Here is a 24,606-nt window from a genome sequence, read left to right on the forward strand (position 1 = left end):
AGTGTGGCCTTTTCTCTGCCGGAAGATTGCTAATCACCGCCAACAGCGTTATCAATAAGTTAAAGGTTTTGTCGGAGACTGTGAATGCTAACGATCCTGGGACGCGCCTCCTCAATCAACGTGCGCAAACTGCTGTGGCTGTGTGACGAGCTGGATCTGGATTATGAGCGCGAAGAGTGGGGCGATGGTTTCCGCTCCACGCACCTGCCGGAATTCATGGCGCTGAATCCCAATGCGATGGTGCCGGTCCTGAAGGATGATGACTTCGTGATGTGGGAGTCCAATGCCATCCTGCGCTATCTGGCGAACGCCTATGGCGGCGAGTGGCTCTACGCCCTTCATCCGCAGACGCGTGCGCCCGTCGACCAGTGGATGGACTGGCAATCCACCGAACTCAATACCTCCTGGCGCTATGCCTTTATGTCGCTGGTGCGAAACTCTCCGGCGCATCAGGATCCGCGATTGCTGGCCGCCGCCTGCAAAGGCTGGGCGCACACCATGAACATTCTCAACCAGCAGCTGGAAAAAACCGGGCGCTACGTGGCCGGACGGAATTTCACCCTGGCGGACATTCCGATTGGCCTGGCGGTCAACCGCTGGTTTGAGACCCCGCTCGATCACCCCGATTATCCGGCCGTACGCACCTATTATGAACGCCTGACCGAACGCCGCGGCTACACCGTCTGGGGGCGCAACGGCACGCCCTGATCCTCACCGGCTGGCAGCCCCGTCAGCTCACAGGCGATCTCGCCCGCGCGTTTAATCGCCTGGGTGTAACGCGCATCGAACGGATAGCAGCAGGAGAGGCGCAGCGCATGGTTATAGCGCTCGCTCAGGGAGTAGAGCGCGCCGGGCGTGACGCAGATCTTCTCCTGCAGCAGCCGGTCAAACATCCCGGTGGTATTCACACTACCCGGCAGCTCAACCCAGAAAACAAAGCCGCCGCGCGGCAGCGTCGCGCGGGTGCCCGCCGGAAAATAGCGGGCGATGAGTCCGCGTGCCTCATCCAGATTGGCCGCATAGCGGCGACGCAGGGTACGCAGATGGTGATCGTAACCGCCGGAGGCCAGAAACGCCGCCAGGGTTTCCGAGAGCAGGGCGGATTCGGCCATCGACGACACCGCTTTCAGACGGGCGATTGCATCATGAAAGCGGCCTGCGGCGGTCCAGCCAACGCGAAAATCGGGCGCGACGGTTTTGGTGAAGCTGGTGCAGTAAATGACCCAGCCATCGCGATCGAAGGCTTTGACGGGCGGCGAGAGCGGCCAGTCGAACTGCAGTTCGTCATACAGCCCGTCTTCAATCAGCGGAACGTGGTAAGTATTCACTAACTTCGCCAGCCGCTTCTTGTTTTCCAGCGACATGCCGCAGCCCAGCGGATTCTGCACGCCCGGCATGGCAATCAGCGCCTGGAGGCGCTGCTCCTGAAGCAGCATCTCCAGCGCATCCAGCGACAGCCCCTGCTGCGGATCGGTGGGGATTTCCAGCGCCCTGAGGCCCAGCGAGGCCAGCAGGGGAAACAGGAAGAAGTAGGTCGGTGACTCCAGCCCGACGCAGTCACCCGGCTGGGTCACCGCCCGCAGGGCCAGCTGAAGTGCCTCCATGCAGCCGTGGGTCAGGGTGATCTCATCGGCTGTGAGGGTCTGCCCGGCGTGCAGTGCCCGTCGCGCGATCTCCTCCCGTAAGCGCTCACTACCGGGCGGAAGCGCATAGCGTCCGATGATGCCGGGCTGGCGACGCAGCAATGAGGCGGTAATTCGGGCGAGGCGCGCCGCAGGAAAGAGTTCGCTGTCCTGCGGACAGGCCAGGGAGATGTTGATGTAGTCGGGATGATTCTGGGCCGCAAAGACCTTATCGATCAGGTCGAGCTTGCCGCTGCCGGGATCGCGCACCCGGGTTTTGTGTTCGCCGTGCCGGATCACGGCGGGCAGGACCCCGCGCACGTAATAGCCCGACTGCGGCCGCGCCTCAATCAGCCCGCGATCTTCCAGCCTCTGCCAGGCATTGAGCACCGTATTGACGCTGACCTGATGGGACTGAGCCACGCGCCGGATGGCGGGCAGGCGCCTGCCGGGTTTCAGCGTGCCCTGATGAATGGCTTCGGCGAAGCTTTCGGCCAGCTGCTGATAAAGGGGCCGATCGGCTGGGGGAACAAGGGACACAGTTGCCTCCGGACGGAATGGGTACAATTGCGATTAACAGAAACTGTAACCATAACAATAGTGATTTTGTGTCACTGTTACCATCTCTTTTCCCGCCGTAGCATAAGGCTCTGTCTGCTTTTCAGGAGCGCCACGATGCTTGATCCCTCTTTCTTCAGTTACGTCACCGTGATGTCTATTACGCCAGGCCCGAATAATCTGCTGCTGGCGACCTCCGGCGTCAATTTTGGTATGCGGCGAACCCTGCCGATGGTCTTCGGCATTTTAATCGGCTGTGCGATACAGACGCTGATTGCCGGAATGGCGCTGGAGCTGCTGCTGCATGGGATGGCGGCGGTTCGCCTGCCGCTGACGCTGGCAGGCTGCGCCTATCTGTTGTGGCTCTCCTGGAAAATTTTCCGCGCCGCGGCGCCGGAAGCGCGAAACCGGCCGCAGCCGATGACGCTGGTGGGCGGCGCCTGTTTCCAGGCGATTAACCCCAAGGCCTGGCTGATGGCGACCAACGTCGCACTGCTCTACAGCGCCAGCAGCGGGGTTCTGACGGTGATGACTGGCTTTATGCTGCTGAATCTGCCCTGCATCCTGATCTGGGCTGCGCTGGGCGATCGCCTGCGCAGCCATCTGCAGATTGCCTGGAAACGTCAGCTCTTTAACAGCCTGATGGCGCTGTCGCTGGTGGCGACCACCGTCTGGATGCTGACCGACGCGCTGCTGGCCGCTTAGTCGGGCGCACCCGGCGCGGTGGCCGACGGCCATTTCCAGTTCTGCACCTCCGGCAGATCTTCGCCATGTTCACGGACATAGCGATGATGTTCCGCCAGCCGCTGCTGTAAGTCCTCCAGCAGTTCCGGATGTGCCGCGGCCAGCCCCGGTACGCGCAGAATCGCCTCCTGCGCCAGATGATAGCGGTCCAGCTCGTTCAGCACGGTCATATCAAACGGCGTGGTGGTGGTTCCCTCTTCGTTAAAGCCGCGCACATGGAAGTTGCGGTGATTGGTGCGCGAATAGGTCAGGCGATGGATCAGCGCCGGATAACCGTGGAAGGCAAAGATCACCGGCTTATCCTGGGTAAACAGTGCGTCGAATACCTCATCCGATTTGCCATGCGGATGCTGATCCTGCGGCTGCAGCGCCAGCAGATCGACCACGTTCACCACGCGGATGCGCAGTTCGGGCAGCATCCCGCGCAGCAGATCGACCGCCGCCAGCGTCTCCATCGTCGGCACATCACCGGCACAGGCCATGACCACGTCCGGCGCTGTATTCTCCGGCGTGGTGCCCGCCCAGCGCCATTCGCCCATACCCGCTTCGCAATGGGTCACCGCGCTGCTCATCTCCAGCCACTGCGGCGCAGGCTGCTTGCCCGCCACGATCACGTTGATGCGGTCCCAGGTGCGCAGGCAGTGATCGCCCACCCACAGCAGCGTATTGGCATCGGGCGGCAGATAGATGCGCACGATGTCCGCTTTCTTGTTGGCGACGTGATCCATGAAGCCCGGGTCCTGATGGCTGTAGCCGTTATGGTCCTGCCGCCAGACGTGGGAGGAGAGCAGATAGTTAAGCGATGAGACAGGCTTGCGCCAGCCCAGCTTGCGCGACACCTTCAGCCATTTGGCGTGCTGATTAAACATCGAATCGACGATGTGGATAAAGGCTTCGTAGCAGTTGAACAGCCCGTGGCGGCCGGTCAGCAGATAACCCTCCAGCCAGCCCTGACACTGATGCTCACTAAGGATTTCCATGACCCGGCCATCGCGCGCCAGCTGCTCATCATACGGCTCGGTGCGTTCCAGCCAGGTGCGGCTGGTCACATCGAAGACCGGCGTCAGACGGTTAGAAGCGGTTTCATCCGGCCCGAACAGGCGGAAATTGTCGTGGTTACGCTGGAACAGCGCGCTGAGATAACGCCCCAGGTGTTCCGTGGCCTGCGCCATCTGCGCACCGGGTTCGCTGACCTCGCAGGCGAATGCCGCAATCGCCGGCGTATCCAGCTCACGGCGCAGCCGGCCGCCGTTGGCATAAGGCGACGCCCCCATCCGCTTGTCGCCCTCGGGTGCCAGCGCCTGCAGCTCCGGCTTCAGGCGGCCCTGTTCGTCAAAGAGATCGTCGGGCTGGTAGCTGCGCATCCAGTTCTCAAGGATCTGACGATGCCCTTCATCTTCACGGCAGGCCGCGACCGGCACCTGATGGGCCCGCCAGAAATCTTCCACCTTTTTGCCGTCGACCGTTTCGGGGCCGGTCCAGCCTTTGGGACTGCGCAGGATGATCATCGGCCAGCGCGGCACGTCGGCGCTGGCCTTGCCGCTGCGCGCCTCGCGCTGATAGGCGGCGATTTTCGCCAGTGCCCGCTCCAGGGTCTCCGCCATCAGCGGGTGCATTTTTTCCGGTTCATGTCCGCAGACGAACAGCGGTTCATAGCCGTAGCCGCTGAACAACTGGTGCAGATCCTCATCGCTACTGCGCCCCAGCAGCGTCGGGTTGGCAATCTTATAGCCGTTAAGGTGCAGAATCGGCAGCACCGCGCCGTCACGTTCAGGGTTCAGGAATTTGATGCCGTGCCAGCTGGAGGCCAGCGGCCCGGTTTCTGCCTCGCCGTCGCCAATCACACAGGGCACGATCAGGTCGGGATGGTCGAAGGCCGCCCCGAAGGCATGGGAGAGCGAATAGCCCAGCTCACCGCCTTCGTTGATCGAGCCCGGCGTCTCCGGTGCCGCGTGGCTGGGGATGCCGCCGGGAAAAGAGAACTGCTTAAACAGACGCTGCATACCCGCCGCATCCTGTGAAACCTGCGGATAGATTTCGCTGTAGCTGCCCTCCAGCCAGGTATTAGCCACCATGCCGGGGCCGCCGTGTCCTGGCCCGCAGAGGTAGATCATATTCAGGTTGTGCTGGCGGATCGCGCGATTGAGGTGGGCGTAGATAAAATTCAGCCCTGGCGTGGTACCCCAGTGGCCCAGCAGGCGCGGTTTAATATGCTCCGGCCTCAGCGGCTCGCGTAACAGCGGGTTATCCATCAGGTAGATCTGTCCGACGGAGAGGTAGTTCGCTGCCCGCCAGTAGCGGTCAAGCAGCGTGAATTCCGGTGACGCAGGGGAGTAAGCCATGCCGTTTCCTCTTGAGCGTTCAGCTAAAAGATGCCTTAACCCTAATAGAGAATGTTCAGAACGACCAGGCCACCGGCCAATAAAAAAGGCCCCGCAGTGCGGAGCCTTTCTCTGGATGGCGCTGAATTACTTGCCGACCACGAACGCGGTTTCCCGTCCTTCGTCGTTGGCCGCCATCGGGGTAACCGGCGAATAGTCGAGCTGCAGAATACGGCTGGTTTCGGCTAACACTTTTTCCGTCAGCGCCACGTCGCCGTTGAGTTTGCGTCCCCACGACGGGATCACGGCACGGATCTTATTCTGCCATTCCGGCGTCTTCATCTGCTCAGGACAGACTTTGTGCAGCAGCTCCAGCATAATCGGTGCCGCCGTAGAGGCGCCAGGTGAGGCACCCAGCAGGGCGGAGATAGAGCCATCCTGTGAGGCGACGACTTCGGTGCCCAGACGCAGTACCGCGCCCTCTTTCTCATCTTTTTTGATGATCTGCACACGCTGACCGGCCGTGACGAGGCGCCAGTCCTCCTGTTTCGCCTGCGGCACATAGGCGCGCAGGGCGTCCATGCGATCGCGATCGCTTTGCAGCACCTGATCCATCAGGTATTTCACCAGATCAAAACTTTTCAGGCCCACTTTCACCATCGGCAGCATATTGCTGCTGTTCAGTGAGGTGAACATATCCATCAGCGAACCCTGCTTCAGGAACTTGGTCGAGAAGGTTGCAAACGGACCAAACAGCAGCACCTGCTTGCCATCCAGTACGCGGGTATCGACGTGCGGCACGGACATCGGTGGCGCACCGACGCTGGCTTTACCGTAGACCTTGGCCATGTGCTGTGCGACAACCTGCGGATTCTCGGTCACGAGGAAGGATCCTCCTACCGGGAAACCGGCGTAGCCGTGAGCTTCCGGAATACCGGCTTTCTGCAGCAGCGGTAACGCCGCGCCGCCTGCGCCGATAAAGATTTTGCCTGCGGTCAGCGTGCGACGTGTGCCGCTGTTCAGGCACTGCAGAGTGACCTGCCAGCGCCCGTCGGCGAGCTGCTTCAGCTCACGCACTTCCTGACGCAGACGCAGCCGGAAGTTCGCTTTCTTCTCTAAGGCGGCGATCAGCTGACGGGTGATTTCACCGAAGTTGACGTCGGTGCCCATCTCCGTCCAGGTCGCGGCCACTTTCTGGCTGCGATCGCGGCCATTCATCACCAGCGGGATCCAGCGGGCAATCTGCTGCGGATCTTCGGAGTAAGCCATGCCACGGAACAGGGTGCTTTTCTGCAGCGCCTTAAAACGCTTGCGCAGGAAGTCGACGTTGTCGTCGCCCCAGACGAAGCTCATGTGTGGTGTACTGTGAATGAAGCTTTTCGGGTTGCGCAGATTGCCTTTCTGAACCTGATAGGCCCAGAACTGACGGGAAATCTGGAACGATTCGTTAATCGTCACCGCTTTGGAGATGTCGATGCTGCCATCCGCCTGCTGAGGCGTATAGTTCAGCTCGGCCAGCGCCGCATGGCCCGTCCCGGCGTTGTTCCAGCCGTTGGACGACTCTTCGGCCACGCTATCCAGCCGCTCCACCATTTCGATGGACCAGTCCGGTTCTAAATCCTGCAGCCATGCGCCGAGGGTAGCGCTCATCACACCTGCGCCAATCAGCAGCACGTCAACGTCTTTGCGCTCCTGCGCGGTAGTGGTGTCCTTTGCCATGGCACTCATCGCGAGCGCAAGGTTTACAGCTGAATTGCACATGAGGCGACATCTCCTCTTCTGTTGACCTGAAGCCCAACAGTTTCGCAGGCGAAATAGTCACGCTTCTTGCGAGCGCGTTGCGCTATTTCTCAAAGGTTAAGTCTCAGGTATAGGTTAAAGCGGTGATAACGCGTTAACTGCACGTTATGCTTTGTCATCTGAATATAACATTCTCGCATCTGAATTAAACATTTGTTTATTTTTTAAATGCAGAAATGATTCAGCATAAGAATTAATCATCACGCGCAATGGTGTATTAGCGATTTTTTATCGTGAAGTCAGTAGGTTAACTGAAAAAGTATGTTGCGGAAAAGCCCCATGCTGGTGCAACGCCTGTATGCGTGCTAACCGTGCGGAATTATTTAATTCGCTGAAATTTAGCGATTTATTATGCAAAAAGGAATAACGGGAATAGGCGCAGAGAGTGCCGATCGGCTGGTTGTGTAAAAACAATGTTACATTTTTGTGAGTCTGAAAATGCGTGCACACCGGCGCACGCATCGGTTTCACTTATGACGGCGTCGCGCTGGCAGGGCGCTTTTTCAGACTTATCGCCATGCGGTAAGTGAGGTTCATCAGCCCAGTCACTCTGTTCAGATCGACAAGCGCTTTCTCACTGAACTGCGCGGTTAAAGCGGCGCATAAAGCGGCCTGGCATAAGCGGCTGCGCTGATGGTTGCGGACTTTCCTGATCTGCGATGCGCCGGGCTGGCGGTGGGTGGCCGTTTACCGGAAGGTTCACCGCGCCGGCTTATTACGCGGCAGAGTGGGGCATGGCAGCGTCCCCTTGGTCGATGGGGTATCAGCAGATCGGTCAGCGCGAGGCAGCACCTCTGCCGCAAGACGGTTATGCGCGCAGCGCCGAACGGCTAAAGGCGCTGGTTGATGCGCAGGCGGTCAGCTCCTGAACCAGCGGCGCCAGACAAAACGGATCACAAAAAACTCCAGTGCGCCGAGCACTAAAAACCAGACGCAAAACACGACGGTATAGAGCTGATTCAGATCCTGCAGATGGAATATCTGCAACAGATGCTGCGCCACTGCCAGGCTGAAAGCGGGCGCGGGCAGCAACAGTGCCGAAAGAAAGCCCAGCAGCAAAATGCCACCCGGCACGATCAACGTCTCAAAAGGGTTATTCATAACCGGTTTCCCATATTTATCAGCCCGGCATTTTCCGGCAATCGGCGGCGCGGTTCAATGGTGGCGTAGCCGAACAGAGCCACGCGCGCATCAGAGCAGAGAAGGCACGGGGCAGAAAAGGCTTTACTGCCATCGACTTAGCGGCATATATAGCGAATGATAAGAGTTATAGCCTTTGCTATACTTAAATCCATGATTTTACTGTCTTTTTATCTTCCGGTTTGCATGGTAGACTGCGCCCACTTTTTCATAACTGAACACTTTGTGTGGTGAATTTAGCGTGAATTGCCGCTTTTTCGCCCCAGGTGAATAAATCATGACCTTTATTGCTACTCTGATTCTTGCGCTTGGCATGTCGATGGACGCGTTTGCTGCTGCCCTGGGCAAAGGTGCGACTCTGCATCGTCCCGGTTTTAAGGAAGCGCTGCGTACCGGTCTGATTTTCGGCTCTATTGAAGCGCTGACTCCGCTGATTGGCTGGGCGCTTGGCCTGGCCGCCAGCCGTTACATTATGGCGTGGGATCACTGGGTAGCCTTCAGCCTGCTGGCGTTCCTTGGTGGGCGTATGATGCTGGAAGGTTTACGGCAGACTGCCGTTGCAGAGCCCTGCGAAGCCCCGCAAAGCCACGGCTTTATGGTGCTGGCGACCACCGCTGTCGCGACCAGCCTGGATGCGCTGGCTGTCGGCGTCGGCCTGGCCTTCCTGCAGGTGAACATCATTACCACCGCACTGACCATCGGCGCCGCGACTACCGTGATGGCGACGACCGGGGTGCTGGTGGGACGCTTCATTGGTCCGGTTCTGGGCAAATGGGCGGAGGTGCTGGGCGGCGTGGTGCTGATCGCTATCGGCGCTACCATCCTGTTAGAGCATCTCGGCTACATAGCCTGAGGCGTCCGCGCAGAAGTGGCATTTTTGTGATCTGGTTCAAATTTATTTGCTGTTAAAACGCTCAGAGGCTATACTTTTTCAGTATATCTTCAACGAAATTTGAATCAGGTGCTGCATGAAACGCATATTTAAATACGTGTTCCGCGCTTATGTTGAGACGTTCAGACACGTACCGCCGGGTGCCTTGAACTAGACACCCCGCAGGAAACCCTCGATAATCGCGGTCAGGGACAGACCGGTGATTATCACCTTCCGTCTTACCCCATTCCGTTCTGCATCTCTATGACCCCGGCCTTTTACAGACCGCAACGCCTCTTCTGATCGTCTGGCCTCCGCTCCACCGGACAAATCGCTCTGAGTGACGTGCAGGGCAATGAGACTCTGCTCGGGTGCCGGGCTTGCCGATCCTCCGGGCCGCCTGAAAACCGTGCCAGTGTGCAGACGACTCTTTTGGTCTCTGCCCGGCGACGCTGCTCGCCTGCCTGCGGTTAAAAAAGCGTAATCAGACCCTCTTTCCCTGCATCAATTCTGCCCGGAATAACTACCTGTTTCCCGTGAAATAAACCGGCTGGTGCGGTGCGGTTCGCGAACCCGGTGTCCGGAAAGGGGTGTGGAAAGAGTGAGACGTGAGCTTTCATCCGGCTGGCGCCGCGCTGAAGGGAAATTCCGGCGGCGGGACAGCATTTTATTATTCTATCGGGCACGTTTTTTATTTCTGAAATTAACTGCGCTGAATATCCTTCCGTAAATAAATAGAAAAAAAGACCGTGTGTAAATGAATTTAACATTCAGTGACCCGGTTTTTAATGGGCGTTTTCCGATGAGCCTGATTTTCCGGATGGCGGGATCTTCTGATCTTCATAGCTATTCCCTGCGCGTTTTGACTTAAGTCACTATTTAATTTTTTACGCATCGTGACCCTGCCGGAAGTCCTCTCAGGGCGCCGGGTCATTGTGTTATTATCGCCGTTTTGTCGCTTATTTATCAGGCCTCGTTTTTATGCAACAACCTGTCGTACGCATCGGAGAGTGGCTGGTCACGCCATCAGTAAACCAGATTAGCCGCCACGGACGCCAGCTGACTTTAGAACCCCGCCTGATCGATCTGCTGGTCTATTTTGCTCAGCATCCCGACGAGGTCCTGAGCCGCGACGAAATGATAGAAAATATCTGGACGCGGAATATTGTCACCAATCATGTGGTGACCCAGAGTATTTCTGAGTTGCGTAAGTCGCTGAAAGATGGCGATGCCAGCAGCCCGGAATATATCGTTACCGTGCCGAAGCGCGGCTATAAACTTACGGCAGAAGTTATCTGGTGTACCGAAGAAGCCGATGGCGTGCAGCCTCCGCCGCTTACCCGGCTGCATCCCATCGCGCACAGCGTGCCGGCAGAGGGCGCGCTGTCCGCTCCCCCGGCGGTGACCGCACCGGCGGAGGCTGAGCCGAAACGCCGACGCACCACGCTGCTCTGGGTCTGGAGTGTCTTCCTGCTGGCGCTGGGCAGCTGCGTGGCACTGGTGGCGCTTTCAACGCTGAATGCCCATCCGCCGGTCATGAAAACCCGGATTATGCTTAACCCGCGCGATATCGACGTGCGGCTGGTAGAGAGTAACTCGTGCAGCAACTGGACTTCCCAGCGCGCCTACGCCGTGGGTCTCGGCAGCCTGATTACCACCTCACTGAACACCTTTTCGACCTATTTAGTCCACGATAAAACCAACTACAACGTCAACGAACCCGGCAGTTCGGGAAAGACTCTGACCATTGAGTTCGTTAACCAGCACCACTACCGGACGCAGCAGTGCTTTATGTCGGTACACTTCGTGGATAACGCGGATGGCATCACGATGTTTGATAAGCGCTACTTCGTGACGAATGATAATCAGGTCAGCATCCAGATCGATTTGATGAACAGCCTGTCGCAGGTGCTGGCCCAGCCCTGGCCGCCGCGCATGCAGGCGATGTTACGGCAATATCAGCCTGAGCAGAGTCCCGCCCTGGCGCAGTTCTATCAGGCTCATCAGCTGCTGATGAACGGTGATGCCGACTCGCTGAGTAAAGCCAGCAACAGACTCGATGAGATCATCAGGCAGGCGCCGGATTTCACCTACGCCCAGGTAGAAAAAGCCCTTGTGGAAGCGCTGCGCCGCACTCAGCAGCAGCCGGACAGCCAGTCGCAGACGGCGTTTGATAAGCAGCTCGACGCGCTCAGTAAAATCCCGGAAATTAAGCAGACCTCCGGTTATTACCAGGTAAGAACCCTTGAAAAGTTAGGTCTTGGCCAGGTCAGCGAAGCTTTCAGCGCGATTAATTCCGCCATCGATCTGGAAATGTCATGGATGAATTATGTGCTGCTGGGTAAAGTCTACGAAATGAAAGGGGAAAACCGGCTGGCAGCCGATGCTTATATTACCGCCTTTAATTTACGGCCAGGCGCTAATACCCTTTACTGGATTGAAAACAGCGTATTTCAGACCTCCGTTTCCCGCGTAGTTCCCTATCTGGATAACTTCCTTTCGCAGGAATAATCTTCCGCTGCTTAACCGGCGTCGCAGGGTTAATTAAATGTATCTGGATAGCATCCTGAGTGTTATTCAGATACACCACTTCCGCCATCCTGATTTACATGAAAATAACAGCAATAAAATAGCTCAACTGCCTGTAAAGAATGGATATTTATCTTTTCTTTATCTTTATCTGCCATCCTGACAGGGTAAGCAAAAAGCTCATGAGGTCATTTGTCAGATGTTTGTGTTTTTATCACTTTATCTTTAGGACTTCTCCGCCGCCGATCTTTACCCTTTCTGGCAATGGGTCGGATCAGTGACGCGCCTTATATCATGATCTGCGCCCCGACATGATTTATCAGGAGAAAAAAAGATGAGTTCTGCCAAAAAGATCGGGCTGATTGCCTGCACCAGTGTGGTTGCAGGAAATATGATGGGGAGCGGTATTGCCTTATTACCGGCTAACCTCGCAGGGATCGGCGGTATTGCAATCTGGGGGTGGGTCATCTCTATTATTGGTGCCATGTCGCTGGCGTATGTCTATGCGCGACTGGCGACGAAAAATCCACAGCAGGGTGGTCCTATTGCGTATGCCGGCGAAATCTCTCCGGCTTTCGGTTTCCAGACCGGTGTTCTTTATTATCATGCCAACTGGATTGGTAATCTGGCTATCGGCATCACGGCCGTCTCTTATCTCTCCACCTTCTTCCCGGTGCTGAATAATCCGGTTCCGGCGGGTCTCGCCTGTATCGCTATTGTCTGGATCTTCACCTTTGTGAATCTGCTTGGCGGCACCTGGGTCAGCCGTCTGACGACTATTGGTCTGGTGCTGGTCCTGATCCCGGTGGTGATGACCGCGGTAGTCGGCTGGCACTGGTTCGATATCAATACCTATCACGCCAACTGGAACACCTCCAAAACCACCGACTATCACGCCGTTATCAAAAGTATCCTGCTCTGCCTGTGGGCGTTTGTCGGGGTTGAATCCGCTGCGGTCAGCGCCGGGATGGTCAAAAATCCAAAACGCACCGTACCGCTGGCGACCATGCTGGGCACCGCCCTGGCGGGTATCGTCTACATCCTGGCAACACAGGTCATTTCCGGTATGTATCCCGCTTCTGAAGTCGCCGCGTCGGGTGCACCGTTCGCGATCAGCGCCTCTACCATCCTGGGCAGCTGGGCAGCGCCGATGGTCTCTGCGTTTACCGCTTTCGCCTGCCTGACCTCACTCGGCTCGTGGATGATGCTGGTCGGTCAGGCCGGGCAGCGTGCCGCCAGTGACGGTAACTTCCCGAAAATTTACGGTGAAACCGATGCTGATGGGATTCCGAAAAAAGGCCTGCTGCTGGCCGCCGTGAAGATGACCGTCCTGATGATCCTCATCACCGTGATGAATTCCAGCGGCGGTAAAGCCTCTGACCTGTTCGGTGAGCTGACCGGTATCGCCGTACTGCTGACCATGCTGCCTTACTTCTACTCCTGCGTTGACCTGATTCGCTTCGAGGGCGTCAACATCCGTAACCTCGTGAGCCTGATTTGCTCCATCCTGGGCTGTGCGTTCTGCTTCATCGCCCTGATGGGGGCCAGCTCCTTCGAACTGTCCGGCACCTTTATCGTCAGCCTGATTATCCTGATGTTCTACGCACGCAAAATGAATCAGCGGGAACACCTCAACGATAAACGCCCTGTCAGCGCCCATTAATTCCTGACCCTATTCCTGAAGCCCCTCTCTGACCTGTCACACCGTGACGGGAGGGGCTCTCTACGCCTGGAGAAATGACTATGAACGTTATTGCTATCATGAATCACATGGGTGTCTATTTTAAAGAAGAGCCCATCCGTGAACTGCATCGCGCCCTTGAGCGCCTCGATTTCCGCATCGTCTATCCCAACGACCGTGAAGATCTGCTGAAACTGATCGAAAACAACTCCCGCCTGTGCGGCGTGATCTTCGACTGGGATAAATACAATCTTGAGCTGTGCGAAGAGATCAGCAAACTCAACGAATATATGCCGCTGTATGCGTTTGCAAACACCTACTCCACGCTGGATGTGAGCCTGAACGATCTGCGTATGCAGGTGCGGTTCTTCGAATATGCGCTGGGCGCGGCAGACGATATCGCCGCTAAAATCAGACAGAACACCGATGAGTACATCGACACCATTCTGCCACCGCTGACTAAAGCGCTGTTCAGATATGTGCGTGAAGGCAAATACACCTTCTGTACGCCAGGTCACATGGGCGGCACCGCGTTCCAGAAAAGCCCGGTCGGCAGCATCTTCTATGATTTCTTCGGGTCCAATACCATGAAGTCCGACATCTCTATCTCGGTGTCGGAGCTGGGTTCCCTGCTGGATCACAGCGGCCCGCACAAAGAAGCGGAAGAGTATATCGCCCGCGTATTTAACGCCGAGCGCAGCTACATGGTGACCAACGGCACCTCGACCGCCAACAAAATTGTCGGCATGTATTCCGCTCCTGCCGGCAGCACCGTGCTGATCGACCGTAACTGCCATAAATCGCTGACGCATCTGATGATGATGAGCGACATTACGCCGATCTACTTCCGCCCGACCCGCAACGCTTACGGCATTCTCGGCGGTATTCCACAGAGTGAATTCCAGCACGCGACCATCGCTAAGCGCGTCAAACAGACCCCGAATGCAACCTGGCCGGTGCATGCGGTGATCACCAACTCCACCTACGATGGCCTGCTGTATAACACCGACTACATCAAGAAAACGCTGGATGTGAAGTCTATTCACTTTGACTCGGCATGGGTGCCTTATACCAACTTCTCACCGATCTATGCCGGTAAATGTGGTATGAGCGGCGAACGGGTCGAGGGCAAGGTCATCTACGAAACGCAGTCCACGCATAAACTGCTGGCTGCGTTCTCACAGGCCTCGATGATCCATGTGAAAGGTGACATTCATGAAGAGACGTTCAACGAAGCTTACATGATGCACACCACCACCTCGCCGCACTACGGCATCGTGGCCTCCACGGAAACCGCCGCGGCGATGATGAAGGGGAATGCCGGTAAACGTCTGATCAACAGCTCGATTGAGCGCGCCATCAAGTTCCGCAAAGAGATCAAACGTCTGAAAGCCGAGTCAGAAGGCTGGTTCTTTGATGTCTGGCAGCCGGAGCATATCGATACGCCTGAATGCTGGCCGCTGCGCTCAGACAGCGCATGGCACGGCTTCAAAAATATTGATAACGAGCACATGTACCTCGACCCGATCAAGGTCACCATCCTCACGCCGGGAATGAAAAAAGATGGCGTGATGGATGAATTCGGTATTCCTGCCAGCATCGTCGCCAAATATCTGGATGAGCGCGGCATCGTGGTGGAGAAAACCGGCCCCTACAACCTGCTGTTCCTGTTCAGCATCGGTATCGATAAAACCAAAGCGCTGAGCCTGCTGCGTGCGCTGACCGATTTCAAACGTGCGTTCGACCTGAACCTGCGTGTGAAAAACCTGCTGCCTTCGCTGTATCGCGAAGATCCTGAATTCTACGAAAACATCCGTATTCAGGATCTGGCGAAGAACATTCATCACCTGGTGGAGAAACACAACCTGCCAGACCTGATGTTCCGCGCTTTCGAAGTGCTGCCTGCGATGGTGATGACGCCCTACACCGCCTTCCAGAAGGAGCTGCACGGCGAAACCGAAGAGGTCTATCTGGAGGAGTCGGTGGGTCGCGTGAATGCCAATATGATCCTGCCCTATCCGCCGGGTGTTCCGCTGGTGATGCCGGGCGAGATGATCACCGAGGAGAGCCGTCCGGTTCTGGAGTTCCTGCAGATGCTGTGTGAAATCGGCGCGCACTATCCGGGCTTCGAAACGGACATTCACGGTGCCTATCGTCAGGCTGACGGGCGCTACACCGTTAAGGTGCTGAAAAACGTGAAATAAGCCCCGAGAGGAAGTGGTTTGCCACTTCCTCTTTTTCATTTTCGCTGCAAGGAGATGACATGAAAACACCCTCACAACCCCGCGCCATCTATTACATCGTGGCGATTCAAATCTGGGAATATTTCAGCTTTTATGGCATGCGCGCGCTGCTCATCCTCTATCTCACACACCAGCTTGGCTTTGATGACAGTCACGCCATCCGTCTCTTCAGCGCTTATGCCTCTCTCGTTTATGTCACCCCTGTTCTCGGCGGCTGGCTGGCCGACCGCCTGCTCGGTAACCGCTTTGCGGTCATGGCCGGTGCGCTGTTAATGACGCTGGGCCATGTGGTGCTCGGCATGGCGTCTGACTCGACGCTGAGCCTCTATCTGGCCCTGGCGATCATTATCTGCGGCTACGGCCTGTTTAAATCCAATATCAGCGCGCTGCTCGGTGAGTTATACGGTGCGGATGATCCGCGCCGCGACGGCGGTTTTTCTCTGCTCTATGCTGCGGGCAATGTCGGGTCGATTGCCGCACCTGTTGCCTGCGGCCTGATGGCGCAGGCGTATGGCTGGCATGTCGGGTTCGCACTGGCCGGGATCGGCATGTTTATCGGCCTGCTGATTTTTCTCCGCGGGCAGCGTCATTTCCGCCAGGCGCGCGGAGTAAATAAACCTGCGCTGATGAAAAAGCGGTTCGCTCTGCCCACCTGGAGCTGGTTGCTGGTGACGTTGTGCCTGGCGCCGCTGTTCTTCACGCTGGTGCTGAAAAACGACTGGTCCGGCTATCTGCTGGCCGTGGTGTGTGCGCTGGCGGCCCGGATGATGGTGCGGATTATGATGAACGCACCGGAGCATCGCCGGATGCTGTGGCAGATTATTCTGCTGATGCTAACCGGAACCCTGTTCTGGGTGCTGGCACAGCAGGGCGGCAGCTCCATCAGCCTGTTCATCGACCACTTTGTTGATCGGCATCTCCTGCGTTTTGACGTGCCCACCGCGCTGTTTCAGTCCGTTAATGCGTTCGCGGTGATGGCCGCCGGGGTGGCGCTGACCTGGCTGGCGTTGCCGCAGGGCAGCCTCCGTTCAGTTCTGCAGGTCTGGATGAAATTTGTTTTTGGGCTCGCCCTGATGGGGAGCGGCTTTATGCTACTGGCGGTGAATGCGCGCCGGGGACAGATCCAGGGGCAGGCTTCGATGGGCCTGATGGTCGCCGGTCTGGCCCTGATGGGCTGTGCCGAACTGTTTATCGATCCGGTCGCGATGGCGCAGATTACGCGGATAGCGATACCGGGCATCACCGGTGTATTAATCGGGATCTACATGCTGGCCACGGGCGCTGTGGCGAACTGGCTGGCAGGCGTCGTGGCACAACAAACGACGTCGGCACAAATCAGCGGACCGGAAGTCGCGGCTTACCACCATTTTTTCACGCAGATGGGCGAGTGGACCCTGGGAATGATTGGCGTGATCCTCGCGGTGATGATGGTGAGCGCGCTGCTGAGCGGCTATGCGAACCGGCTGTCGGCACGCCGTTAGCGCGTTTTTTCCCGTCATCTCACCATTAACCCGACTCCAGCCTGATCCCGTCCTACACTGAATTATTCTCCCTAAATCAGGAGCAGCGGATGATCCAGAAGCAGCGACGAAAACAGGCAGCGATTGTGGCAGGTGTGGGATTGGGTGTGGCGGCGACGCTGTGGGGCATGAAACGCTGGCAGGCGCTGAAGCAGACGCCGCCGGTGTCGCCGCGCAGTCATCACGCCGGACTGGCCGGTTACTTCCAGCAGGTGGGCGACTGGCGCATGTTTACCCGCGTTACGCCCAATCAGGATCTGGGCCTGCCGGTGGTGCTGATTCACGGTCTGGTGATGTCGGGCCGCGCCATGGAGCCGCTGGCACTGGCGCTGGGACGCGACTATCACGTACTGGTGCCGGACCTGCCGGGTTTCGGGGCCAGCGCGCTGCCCGCTTCGGCCCCGGTGATGTCGGTGGATCAGCAGGCCGACGCGCTCTGGCTCTGGCTGCAGCACAACGGTTTTCAGCGCGCCATCTGGGTCGGGAATTCGTTTGGCTGCCAGATTCTGGCGGCGCTGGCGGTGAAACATCCGCAGGCGGTGGCGGGGCTGGTGCTGCAGGGGCCGACCGTCGATCGTCACGCCCGCAGCCTGCCGCGTCAGCTCTGGCGCAGCTGGCGTAATGGCCGGCTGGAAACGCACCGGCCGCCGGGGCCGCTGGCCCGAATCGATTACGCCAAAGCGGGGCTGTGGCGCGCCTTTGGCACGATGCGTGCCATGATGCGGGATCACATTGAGCATCGCCTCACCTACATCAGCGCTCCTACGCTGCTGCTGCGCGGCTCGCGCGATGCGATCTGTCCGGCGCGCTGGCTGGATGAACTCGCCGCGCTGATGCCGCGCAGTGAGCGTCTGACGCTGCGCGACGGCACCCACACGCTGCACTATGTCTATCCGTGGAGTTTCTGCAACGCTATCCGCCCCTTCCTGGCGCGAATTCAGCAGGAGAATCAGCATGAGTAAACCGCCCAAGGGCATCGCCCGTTTCGACTCTGCGGCCGCCATGCTGCTGGCGCTGGCCAACGCGCTTCACGATCGTCCTTTTACCAGTCCCAGCCAGTCACCGACGCTGGACCGCCTGCTGCCCTCGCTGAACCGGCTACCCACGGGGCTGCGTGAGTGGGGCTATGCGCTGGGCGGCCTGGCGGAGGGGATCAGCCTGCGTCAGGCGGGCGAACTGGATGTGGAGGGAATCGCCGAGTGGATGGTGAGTGAGTACCCGCAGCAGGCGTATCCGGCGGCCTTTATTGGCTCGTCGAACGGGGCGCTGGTGCATCTGGCATCGGCGATGGGCGTCCCCTGGCTGCCGCAGACCTTTCTCTGTCCGGTCCGGGCGACCGGCAGCGATCCCGATGATGCGATGGCGAGTTTTGAGCAGGGCAAAGAGATTGCCGCTGCACTGCTGGCGGCCTGGCCACGGCTGGCGGTTCACCATATGCACGACCCGAATCAGGATCGCCTGATGCTGGACCAGATGCGCTATTTCCGGCTGAAACTGCGCGACCTGCCGCTGGCCTTCAACGAGTTTCTGATGGGCAGCCTGCCAGCCGGATCGACGCTGTTTATCAATCACTGCACCCGTCAGTGGCCGGTGACGCGTACCAGTGACCGCTCGTTCTTCCAGTTTGGGGCGCTGGGCGGCGCCACCGAAAAAGAGTATCTGCAGGGCGGGCCGAGAGTGGCGGAATACCTGGCGCGCTATGGCGTTGACCGGGAGCGCTGGACGCCGCCTGCCATCACCGACCATGTGCCGGAAGCGGAGTGGGGGCTGGATGGCTACCTCATCTCGCCGCTGAAAAAACTGGCAGCGGCGCAGAACTGGACGCTGATGGAGATCCGTTACGACGATCCGGAGGCGATGAGTTATGTGGTGGCGGAGATTTACCGCGACTGGTATCTGGCGGCAGGAATTTTACCGACCCGGCTGACGGTGGACAGTTTCCTGCTGATGGATCCGTGGTGTACCCAGCAGCAGCAGGCGATTCCGTTCTGGCTGGTGTTCTGCACCGAACCCTCCGCTGCGGCGCTGCAACGCTTTCTCGAAAAACAGCCGCCGTTCCGCAACATTGACATGATGCTCTTTTCTCACGGCACGGAGAGCATCGGGCTGGCGGAGATCGATCGCTGGCGGGCGCTGCTCGCCCATGCCCGCGATGAGGGCGTCTTTATCGGGGTGGATGAGGAACGGTTCCCGCGTGATTTCGCGACCTTCTCCCGCTTCGACTCGGCCCTGCGTGAACGGGCTGCGCTGTTGCCACCGCCACCGCCACTCAGTACAGAGAAGGTCGTGGCGGGGATTAAGCGTTACGGTGCGAAATATGGCGTGACCCTGACGGCGCTGACGTAGCCGCCGCGCCGTCAGCGGCGATTAGTCGCCGTCGGTGATCGGCTGGCGCACCAGCAGCAGATAGGCGAGTGCGCCGACCAGCGTCACGCAGGCACAAATCATCAGCGCCAGGCTGAAGGATTTTGTGGTGTCGAGTACCCAGCCGGTGATCACCGGAGCGAACGAGGCGAAGATAAAGCTGGCGAAGTTCTGGATGCTGCCGACCGAAGCGGTCATGCGGGCGGTGACGTTGGCGTGGATCAGTCCCCAGCACGACGTGCCGGCAAAGTGGATGCAGAACAGCGCCATCCCGATCAGCGTCACGGCGCTGGTGGTGTCGGTGGCGCGCGTCACCACGGCGGTAAATCCGGCGGAGAGCAGCATCCCGCTGACGATGCAGACTTTACGGGTTTTCACCGCGTTAAAGCCGCGACGCACCAGCGAGTCCACTACATAGCCATTCAGCAGCATGCCCGCTGCGCCAAACAGGAACGGAATCGCCGCCAGCAGACCGGTGCTCTTCAGATCGAGGTGATAGGTGGACTGCAGATACCCCGGCAGCCAGGCGATATAGAGCCACGCGGTGTAGTTGATGCCGCTGAAGCCAATCATCATGCCCCACATGGTGCGCTGCTTAAACAGGCCGCGCCACTCTCTGAAGCTGATCGGCTCTTTTCGTGACGCCACGCTGCCCGCCTGCAGATAGTGGATCTCTTCGGCGCTCAGGGTGTTGTTGTCGCGGTCGCGGTAGATCATGTACCAGCCGATGGCGAGAAACATGCCGAGGATACCGATGGTGACAAACATGCCCCGCCAGCCCATGACCAGCATCATCGCTGCCAGAATCGGGGGGGCTACCGACAGCCCAATCATCGATGCCGCATTGAACATCCCCATCGGCATGCCGCGATCTTTGATGTTGAACCAGTCGTTAATCACTTTTACGCCGCACGGATTCATCGGCGCCTCACCAATACCGAGGCCGATGCGCACCAGCACGAACTGGGTGAAGTTATGCACCAGGCCGGAGGCCGCCTGAAACAGCGACCAGATAAACATGCCGATGCCGAGCATAATGCGCGGCCCTTTGCGATCGAGCAGCGCGCCGCACGGCAGCTGCGCCAGCCCGTAAGCCAGCGAAAAGGCGGAGAGCAGCACGCCGATTTCGGTGGCGCTCAGCCCCATCTCATCGCGAATCGTCATGTTCGCCACGGACAGCGAGCTGCGATCCAGATAGTTGATGATGGCCGCGAACAGCAGCAGCAGCATCGCCGTAATCTGCACCCTGCGGATACGCGGGGAACGCACCACGTCGCTGCGCATCGGCACGAAATCCTGGTCTGGTGTCATGGCACCGGATGCGCGGTCGCGGCCGGTTACTGAGGTCTTTTCCATTGCACTCTCCCGAAACTGGGTACTTATCGTTATGGTGAGAAGGGGTCTGCGCGCAGCGGCAAAAGGCCGCCGTGACGTTGCAGTCGAGACTAAGAGCAAAGGGATAAAGATGTTGCAAAGATGTTTCTGAATCGTGCGGGAGCTAATGCTTTGCGGTTTTTAATCGGTTTTTAATTGTACTGACTGATGGAGCGCACCATAGAGGTCTTGGCGGTCGCCAGATGGCTATGTAAGGCACAGAGCGCGTCGATATCCTGACGGCCAATCAGCGCGGTGAGAATCGCCATATGCTCCTCCAGCGCCACGATGTTGCGCTGCTTCAGATCGCTCTCATCCCACTGATAATGCGAGTGAAAGATCACCGAGATAATCTCCAGCGACTGGTTGAAAAACGGGTTGCTGGCGGCAGACAGGATCAGCGAGTGCATCTGCCGATCGAGCGCGGCAAAGTGGCGGTAGTTGCTGGCGATGGTGTCGCGCATCGATCGATGACGATCCAGCAGATCCCGCGCCTGCACCCAGCGCTCATCCCCGACGGGCAGATTCAGGAAGCGGCTCAGGGCGTGGGTTTCCAGCATCTCGCGCAGTTCAAACAGCTTCTCGGCGTAATCCTGAGTGAATTTTTTCATCCGCCACTGACCCCGCCGGACCGGTTCCAGCAGGTCATAGCGCATAAAGCGCAGCAGAAACTCGCGGACGACCACCGGACTGACGTTTACCTGCTGCGCCAGCTGCAGTTCGCTGAAGGTGTCGCCGGGCACCAGTTGCCGCTGGTTAATCAGGTTAAAAAACATCTGCTCGACGTGGCTGGCCTGCTGCTCAATCGGCGGCGTTAAGGCGCTGAAGCGATCATCTTCACGCGGTTCGCGTACGATCACGTAAGTCTGATCCACCTTGTCGAGTACGCCGCGCTGATGCAGGTAGTGCAGGGTATGGCGCACCGTCGTGCGGCTGATATTGAACATCTCGGCCAGCGCCGCCTGTGGTGGCAGGGGAGAACGGATGTGGTGCCGGGCAATGCTCTCAAGCATCTGGTTAATGACGTTCTGACGCAAATTCTGGCTGCGGCTCATCGCACTCTCCGGTTTTTTATGCATTAAAAACCATTCAAAGCCCAAAAAAATCGTCGTGCTTCACACTTCCCGCAGACCAGCGCTGCGCGGCGTGGCTGATTCGCCCTAACTGCCTGCAGGACAACCGGAGAATCACCATGACAACAATGAAAGCACTGCTCATCGCAGAACCCCGCAGAATGGTATGGGCCAGCCGCGACCTGCCGACACCCGCCGCAGGCGAGGCGCTGATTAAGATCCTGACCGCCGGGATCTGCGGCACGGATATTCATGCCTGGTCCGGCAATCAGCCTTTTTTCAGCTATCCCCGCGTGCTGGGCCACGAAATCTGTGCGGAGGTGGTGGCGCTGGGCAGGGGCGCAGAGGGTGTGCAGCCGGGCCAGCGGGTGGCGCTGATGCCCTATATCTCCTGCCTGCAGTGTGATGCCTGTCAGAGCGGCCGCACCAACTGCTGTGAGCAGATTTCTGTGATTGGCGTGCATCAGGATGGCGGCTTCTGCGACTACCTGAGCGTGCCGGTCAGCACATTACTGGTGGTGGATGCGGTGGCACCGGAGGCGGCTGCGCTGATTGAGCCATTTGCCATCAGCGCCCATGCGGTGCGGCGTGCTGCGGTGGCGGCGGACGAGCAGGTGCTGGTGGTCGGTGCCGGGCCGATCGGGCTGGGCGTTGCCGCGATTGCAGCCGCCAGCGGCGCCCGGGTGGTGGTTGCCGACACCAGCGAATATCGTCGCCAGCATGTCGCCGATCGCCTTGGCCTGGCCGCACTCGATCCCGCGGAGGCGACCTTTACCACAGCGCTGCGCGACCAGTTTGGAGGCCGGCTGGCGCTAAAAGTGATCGACGCTACCGGCAATCCGGCTGCGATGAACAATGCGGTTAACCTGATGCGGCACGGCGGCACCGTCGTCTATGTCGGCCTGCACAAAGGCGATCTGGTGATCCCGGACAGTGAGTTCCACAAGAAAGAGACCACGCTGATGGGCAGCCGCAACGCCACCCGCGAGGATTTTGACCGGGTATGCGCGCTGATGGCCAGCGGCCAGTTACGCGCCGACATGATGCTCAATCACCATCTGGCCTTCTCCACGCTGGATCAGACATTTGAAGCGCAGGTGATCACGAACCGCGAACTGATCAAAGCCGTGATTCATTTCGACCGCTAACGGGCTTCAGGGCGGGGCGGTCAGGGTTTCAAAGAAGTGCGCCCGCACCGCGTCTGCATCCACGCCGAGCGCGACACGCTGGGCGGGCAGATCGGCAAACGGATCCTGGCGGGAGGCGAGCGCACTCCGTTTGCGCACCGTCTGGCCGCAGGCGATCCCCTCGGTGATGACGCGCAGCGGGCTTTCTATGAGGGTAAAGGCCTGGGGCAGCGTCAGCCACGCCACCGCCAGGGTATCGTGCAGCGCCATGCCGCTGAACCCCTCTTTTGCCAGGCTGTAAGCCAGATAAGGGCGACAGATCGCACTCAGCACCGGCTGATTCAGGCGCTGCACCTCATCGCCGCTGATTAACACCTTATGCGTGACATCCAGCGGGATCACCACCACCTTCAGCGCCGAGGCCAGCACCTGGTCGGCGGCGTGCGGATCTTTCCAGATATTGAATTCGCTGAAGGGCGTGACGTTGCCGCTGTGGCCGTCGGTGCCAAAGGCGCCGCCCATGATCACCAGCTCTTTCACCAGCGGAATGATATCCGGCGCCTGATTAATGGCCGTGGCGATATTGGTCAGCGGCCCTATCGCCACCAGCGTGATCTGATGCGGCTGCGCCCGAACGCTGTCGATAATAAACTGCACCGCGCCCGGTGCCTGATCGCTGTAGCGATTTTCAAAGGCATCGCCCAGCCCGTCCTGACCGTGCAGCGCGGCCGGGGCAGAGGGTGCCAGCGCCAGCGGCCGTGAACAGCCGCGGTAAACTTCCGCCTCAATCGCCATTTTCCCGCAAAACAGCCGGGCATTTTTTACCGCCTGACCCACCGGCACATTGCCGAATACCGTGGTAATCCCCAGCAGATGCTGCGTCCGCGCCGCATAGGCCAGCGCGAAGGCGTCATCGACGCCGATATCAGTGTCAAAAATCAGGGTACGCATTGGATCTCCGCAACAGGCTGTAAAGCATCAGCATTACCCCGTCAGCCGCGCCGCCGTCAAGCGATTCAGGCACGCTTGCCAGCCGCAGACGGGCATCGTATTATCAGCGGCTCAAGGTGATGGCGTGCCACCTTTCCCAACCGCCGGTGGGCTTAACACCGGCTGATGACGCCTGACACTCAATCCTTTCGCGGGAGCTGAGGTGTCAGGCGCTGTTTATCTCTGCCTTTCCCCTCAGCCCGGCGTGAATCTGCAATCAGGAGCAGAATATGTTGAAACCTTTACTGGCTGTGATGATCGGCGGCTCGGCCGGCTGTGTGCTGCGCTGGTTCTTCTCGGTGCGCTTCAATGCGCTGTTTCCCAATCTGCCGCCCGGCACCCTGCTGGTGAATCTGATCGGCGGTCTGGTGATCGGCGGGGCGATGGCCTGGTTTGTCCGTCATCCGGACATCGACCCGATCTGGAAACTGCTAATCGTCACCGGACTGTGCGGCGGGCTGACGACCTTCTCCTCTTTCACGGCAGAATTGATGGGCTTGCTACAATCAGGGAAGTATCTCTGGGCGATGGCCAGTGCGCTGGTGCATGTGATTGGCTCGCTGCTGATGGCGTTTGCCGGTTTTGCGCTGGTAACGCTGCTGGGCTGACCGCAGGTCAGCGGGCCGCGACGCGCCAGAGATCGAGAGGG

The 24,606-nt window shown here is 58.6% G+C and carries 20 protein-coding genes and 1 riboswitch; of the genes, 12 read left to right on the plus strand and 8 right to left on the minus strand.

The annotated features are described in order from the left end of the window. The first annotated feature begins 84 nt into the window (after window positions 1–84). Window positions 85–708, plus strand: coding sequence for a glutathione S-transferase family protein (locus tag J1C59_RS01045; protein WP_128085218.1), 624 nt, complete (start codon window positions 85–87; stop codon window positions 706–708). Here J1C59_RS01045 and J1C59_RS01050 read toward each other — a convergent pair. Continuing rightward, on the minus strand, window positions 675–2,162 hold the full coding sequence (locus tag J1C59_RS01050) for an aminotransferase-like domain-containing protein (RefSeq protein WP_128085219.1): 1,488 nt from the start codon (window positions 2,160–2,162) through the stop codon (window positions 675–677). The two genes, J1C59_RS01045 and J1C59_RS01050, sit on opposite strands and share 34 nt — an antisense overlap. Before the next feature lie 135 nt (window positions 2,163–2,297). Between J1C59_RS01050 and J1C59_RS01055 the strand changes: the two genes are divergently transcribed. Beyond that, window positions 2,298–2,885, plus strand: coding sequence for a LysE family translocator (locus J1C59_RS01055; protein WP_128085220.1), 588 nt, complete (start codon window positions 2,298–2,300; stop codon window positions 2,883–2,885). Here J1C59_RS01055 and J1C59_RS01060 read toward each other — a convergent pair. Both J1C59_RS01060 and mqo read right to left on the minus strand, forming a co-directional pair. Further along, on the minus strand, window positions 2,882–5,266 hold the full coding sequence (locus J1C59_RS01060; RefSeq protein WP_140917408.1) for a phosphoketolase family protein: 2,385 nt from the start codon (window positions 5,264–5,266) through the stop codon (window positions 2,882–2,884). The genes J1C59_RS01055 and J1C59_RS01060 overlap by 4 nt on opposite strands. 126 nt (window positions 5,267–5,392) lie before the next feature. Then, window positions 5,393–7,006 carry a malate dehydrogenase (quinone) gene (gene mqo, locus J1C59_RS01065; RefSeq protein ID WP_128085221.1) on the minus strand — a complete coding sequence of 538 codons (1,614 nt, stop codon included), beginning with the start codon at window positions 7,004–7,006 and terminating at the stop codon, window positions 5,393–5,395. A 773-nt stretch (window positions 7,007–7,779) separates the two neighbouring features. Between mqo and J1C59_RS21805 the strand changes: the two genes are divergently transcribed. Next, window positions 7,780–7,914 (plus strand): hypothetical protein, encoded by a 135-nt coding sequence (locus J1C59_RS21805; protein ID WP_277933478.1) that lies wholly within the window; start codon window positions 7,780–7,782, stop codon window positions 7,912–7,914. Here J1C59_RS21805 and J1C59_RS01070 read toward each other — a convergent pair. Beyond that, window positions 7,904–8,146, minus strand: coding sequence for a DUF1158 domain-containing protein (locus J1C59_RS01070; protein ID WP_128085222.1), 243 nt, complete (start codon window positions 8,144–8,146; stop codon window positions 7,904–7,906). The genes J1C59_RS21805 and J1C59_RS01070 overlap by 11 nt on opposite strands. A gap of 316 nt (window positions 8,147–8,462) precedes the next feature. Here J1C59_RS01070 and mntP point away from each other — a divergent pair, with 316 nt between their 5' ends. Continuing rightward, on the plus strand, window positions 8,463–9,038 hold the full coding sequence (gene mntP / locus J1C59_RS01075; RefSeq protein ID WP_128085223.1) for a manganese efflux pump MntP: 576 nt from the start codon (window positions 8,463–8,465) through the stop codon (window positions 9,036–9,038). Between the two features lie 488 nt (window positions 9,039–9,526). On the opposite strand, the gene J1C59_RS01080 is transcribed toward mntP, so the two are convergent. Further along, complete coding sequence (locus J1C59_RS01080; RefSeq protein ID WP_128085224.1) at window positions 9,527–9,826, minus strand: hypothetical protein; 300 nt, start codon at window positions 9,824–9,826, stop codon at window positions 9,527–9,529. Window positions 9,827–10,037: 211 nt separating this feature from the next. Here J1C59_RS01080 and cadC point away from each other — a divergent pair, with 211 nt between their 5' ends. The 6 genes from cadC (at window position 10,038) to J1C59_RS01110 (ending at window position 19,375) form a co-directional block, all read left to right on the plus strand. Further along, a complete protein-coding gene (gene cadC, locus J1C59_RS01085) occupies window positions 10,038–11,567 on the plus strand; it encodes a lysine decarboxylation/transport transcriptional activator CadC (RefSeq protein ID WP_128085225.1) in 1,530 nt (509 codons plus the stop codon). Window positions 11,568–11,919: 352 nt separating this feature from the next. Next, window positions 11,920–13,248: a cadaverine/lysine antiporter gene (gene cadB, locus J1C59_RS01090; RefSeq protein ID WP_128085226.1), complete on the plus strand. Its 1,329-nt coding sequence runs from the start codon at window positions 11,920–11,922 to the stop codon at window positions 13,246–13,248. Window positions 13,249–13,328: 80 nt separating this feature from the next. Continuing rightward, window positions 13,329–15,470, plus strand: a complete 2,142-nt coding sequence (gene cadA, locus J1C59_RS01095) for a lysine decarboxylase CadA (protein WP_128085227.1) — start codon at window positions 13,329–13,331, stop codon at window positions 15,468–15,470. 59 nt (window positions 15,471–15,529) lie between these two features. Next, entirely contained in the window at window positions 15,530–16,990 is a 1,461-nt protein-coding gene (locus J1C59_RS01100) for an oligopeptide:H+ symporter (RefSeq protein ID WP_128085228.1), read from the plus strand. 89 nt (window positions 16,991–17,079) lie between these two features. Then, window positions 17,080–17,991, plus strand: coding sequence for an alpha/beta fold hydrolase (locus tag J1C59_RS01105; protein WP_140917407.1), 912 nt, complete (start codon window positions 17,080–17,082; stop codon window positions 17,989–17,991). Continuing rightward, a complete protein-coding gene (locus J1C59_RS01110) occupies window positions 17,984–19,375 on the plus strand; it encodes a hypothetical protein (protein ID WP_128086806.1) in 1,392 nt (463 codons plus the stop codon). Before J1C59_RS01105 ends, J1C59_RS01110 begins: the two co-directional genes overlap by 8 nt. Window positions 19,376–19,396: 21 nt before the next feature. Here the strand turns inward: J1C59_RS01110 and J1C59_RS01115 are convergent, their stop codons facing one another. Beyond that, complete coding sequence (locus J1C59_RS01115; RefSeq protein ID WP_140917405.1) at window positions 19,397–20,749, minus strand: MFS transporter; 1,353 nt, start codon at window positions 20,747–20,749, stop codon at window positions 19,397–19,399. A 170-nt stretch (window positions 20,750–20,919) separates the two neighbouring features. After that, complete coding sequence (locus tag J1C59_RS01120) at window positions 20,920–21,822, minus strand: GntR family transcriptional regulator (RefSeq protein ID WP_128086807.1); 903 nt, start codon at window positions 21,820–21,822, stop codon at window positions 20,920–20,922. 137 nt (window positions 21,823–21,959) lie between these two features. Between J1C59_RS01120 and J1C59_RS01125 the strand changes: the two genes are divergently transcribed. Then, window positions 21,960–22,988, plus strand: coding sequence for a zinc-binding alcohol dehydrogenase family protein (locus J1C59_RS01125; protein ID WP_140917404.1), 1,029 nt, complete (start codon window positions 21,960–21,962; stop codon window positions 22,986–22,988). 6 nt (window positions 22,989–22,994) lie between these two features. Here the strand turns inward: J1C59_RS01125 and J1C59_RS01130 are convergent, their stop codons facing one another. After that, complete coding sequence (locus tag J1C59_RS01130; protein ID WP_128086900.1) at window positions 22,995–23,918, minus strand: nucleoside hydrolase; 924 nt, start codon at window positions 23,916–23,918, stop codon at window positions 22,995–22,997. 106 nt (window positions 23,919–24,024) lie between these two features. Next, a riboswitch (Fluoride riboswitch) is annotated at window positions 24,025–24,100 on the plus strand. Between the two features lie 87 nt (window positions 24,101–24,187). Between J1C59_RS01130 and crcB the strand changes: the two genes are divergently transcribed. Next, on the plus strand, window positions 24,188–24,565 hold the full coding sequence (gene crcB / locus J1C59_RS01135; protein ID WP_128086899.1) for a fluoride efflux transporter CrcB: 378 nt from the start codon (window positions 24,188–24,190) through the stop codon (window positions 24,563–24,565). The last annotated feature ends 41 nt before the right edge of the window (window positions 24,566–24,606 follow it).

Source organism: Pantoea deleyi (assembly GCF_022647325.1).
Lineage (GTDB): Bacteria > Pseudomonadota > Gammaproteobacteria > Enterobacterales > Enterobacteriaceae > Pantoea > Pantoea deleyi.

Excerpts from the sequence above, each read along its gene's own strand:
- J1C59_RS01045 (WP_128085218.1), top strand. The coding sequence starts at position 85 with ATGCTAACGATCCTGGGACGCGCCTCCTCAATCAACGTGCGCAAACTG.
- J1C59_RS01055 (WP_128085220.1), top strand. The coding sequence starts at position 2,298 with ATGCTTGATCCCTCTTTCTTCAGTTACGTCACCGTGATGTCTATTACG.
- J1C59_RS01060 (WP_140917408.1), bottom strand. The coding sequence starts at position 5,266 with ATGGCTTACTCCCCTGCGTCACCGGAATTCACGCTGCTTGACCGCTAC.
- mqo (WP_128085221.1), bottom strand. The coding sequence starts at position 7,006 with ATGTGCAATTCAGCTGTAAACCTTGCGCTCGCGATGAGTGCCATGGCA.
- J1C59_RS21805 (WP_277933478.1), top strand. The coding sequence starts at position 7,780 with ATGGCAGCGTCCCCTTGGTCGATGGGGTATCAGCAGATCGGTCAGCGC.
- J1C59_RS01070 (WP_128085222.1), bottom strand. The coding sequence starts at position 8,146 with ATGAATAACCCTTTTGAGACGTTGATCGTGCCGGGTGGCATTTTGCTG.
- mntP (WP_128085223.1), top strand. The coding sequence starts at position 8,463 with ATGACCTTTATTGCTACTCTGATTCTTGCGCTTGGCATGTCGATGGAC.
- J1C59_RS01080 (WP_128085224.1), bottom strand. The coding sequence starts at position 9,826 with ATGTTAAATTCATTTACACACGGTCTTTTTTTCTATTTATTTACGGAA.
- cadC (WP_128085225.1), top strand. The coding sequence starts at position 10,038 with ATGCAACAACCTGTCGTACGCATCGGAGAGTGGCTGGTCACGCCATCA.
- cadB (WP_128085226.1), top strand. The coding sequence starts at position 11,920 with ATGAGTTCTGCCAAAAAGATCGGGCTGATTGCCTGCACCAGTGTGGTT.
- cadA (WP_128085227.1), top strand. The coding sequence starts at position 13,329 with ATGAACGTTATTGCTATCATGAATCACATGGGTGTCTATTTTAAAGAA.
- J1C59_RS01100 (WP_128085228.1), top strand. The coding sequence starts at position 15,530 with ATGAAAACACCCTCACAACCCCGCGCCATCTATTACATCGTGGCGATT.
- J1C59_RS01105 (WP_140917407.1), top strand. The coding sequence starts at position 17,080 with ATGATCCAGAAGCAGCGACGAAAACAGGCAGCGATTGTGGCAGGTGTG.
- J1C59_RS01110 (WP_128086806.1), top strand. The coding sequence starts at position 17,984 with ATGAGTAAACCGCCCAAGGGCATCGCCCGTTTCGACTCTGCGGCCGCC.
- J1C59_RS01115 (WP_140917405.1), bottom strand. The coding sequence starts at position 20,749 with ATGGAAAAGACCTCAGTAACCGGCCGCGACCGCGCATCCGGTGCCATG.
- J1C59_RS01120 (WP_128086807.1), bottom strand. The coding sequence starts at position 21,822 with ATGAGCCGCAGCCAGAATTTGCGTCAGAACGTCATTAACCAGATGCTT.
- J1C59_RS01125 (WP_140917404.1), top strand. The coding sequence starts at position 21,960 with ATGACAACAATGAAAGCACTGCTCATCGCAGAACCCCGCAGAATGGTA.
- J1C59_RS01130 (WP_128086900.1), bottom strand. The coding sequence starts at position 23,918 with ATGCGTACCCTGATTTTTGACACTGATATCGGCGTCGATGACGCCTTC.
- crcB (WP_128086899.1), top strand. The coding sequence starts at position 24,188 with ATGTTGAAACCTTTACTGGCTGTGATGATCGGCGGCTCGGCCGGCTGT.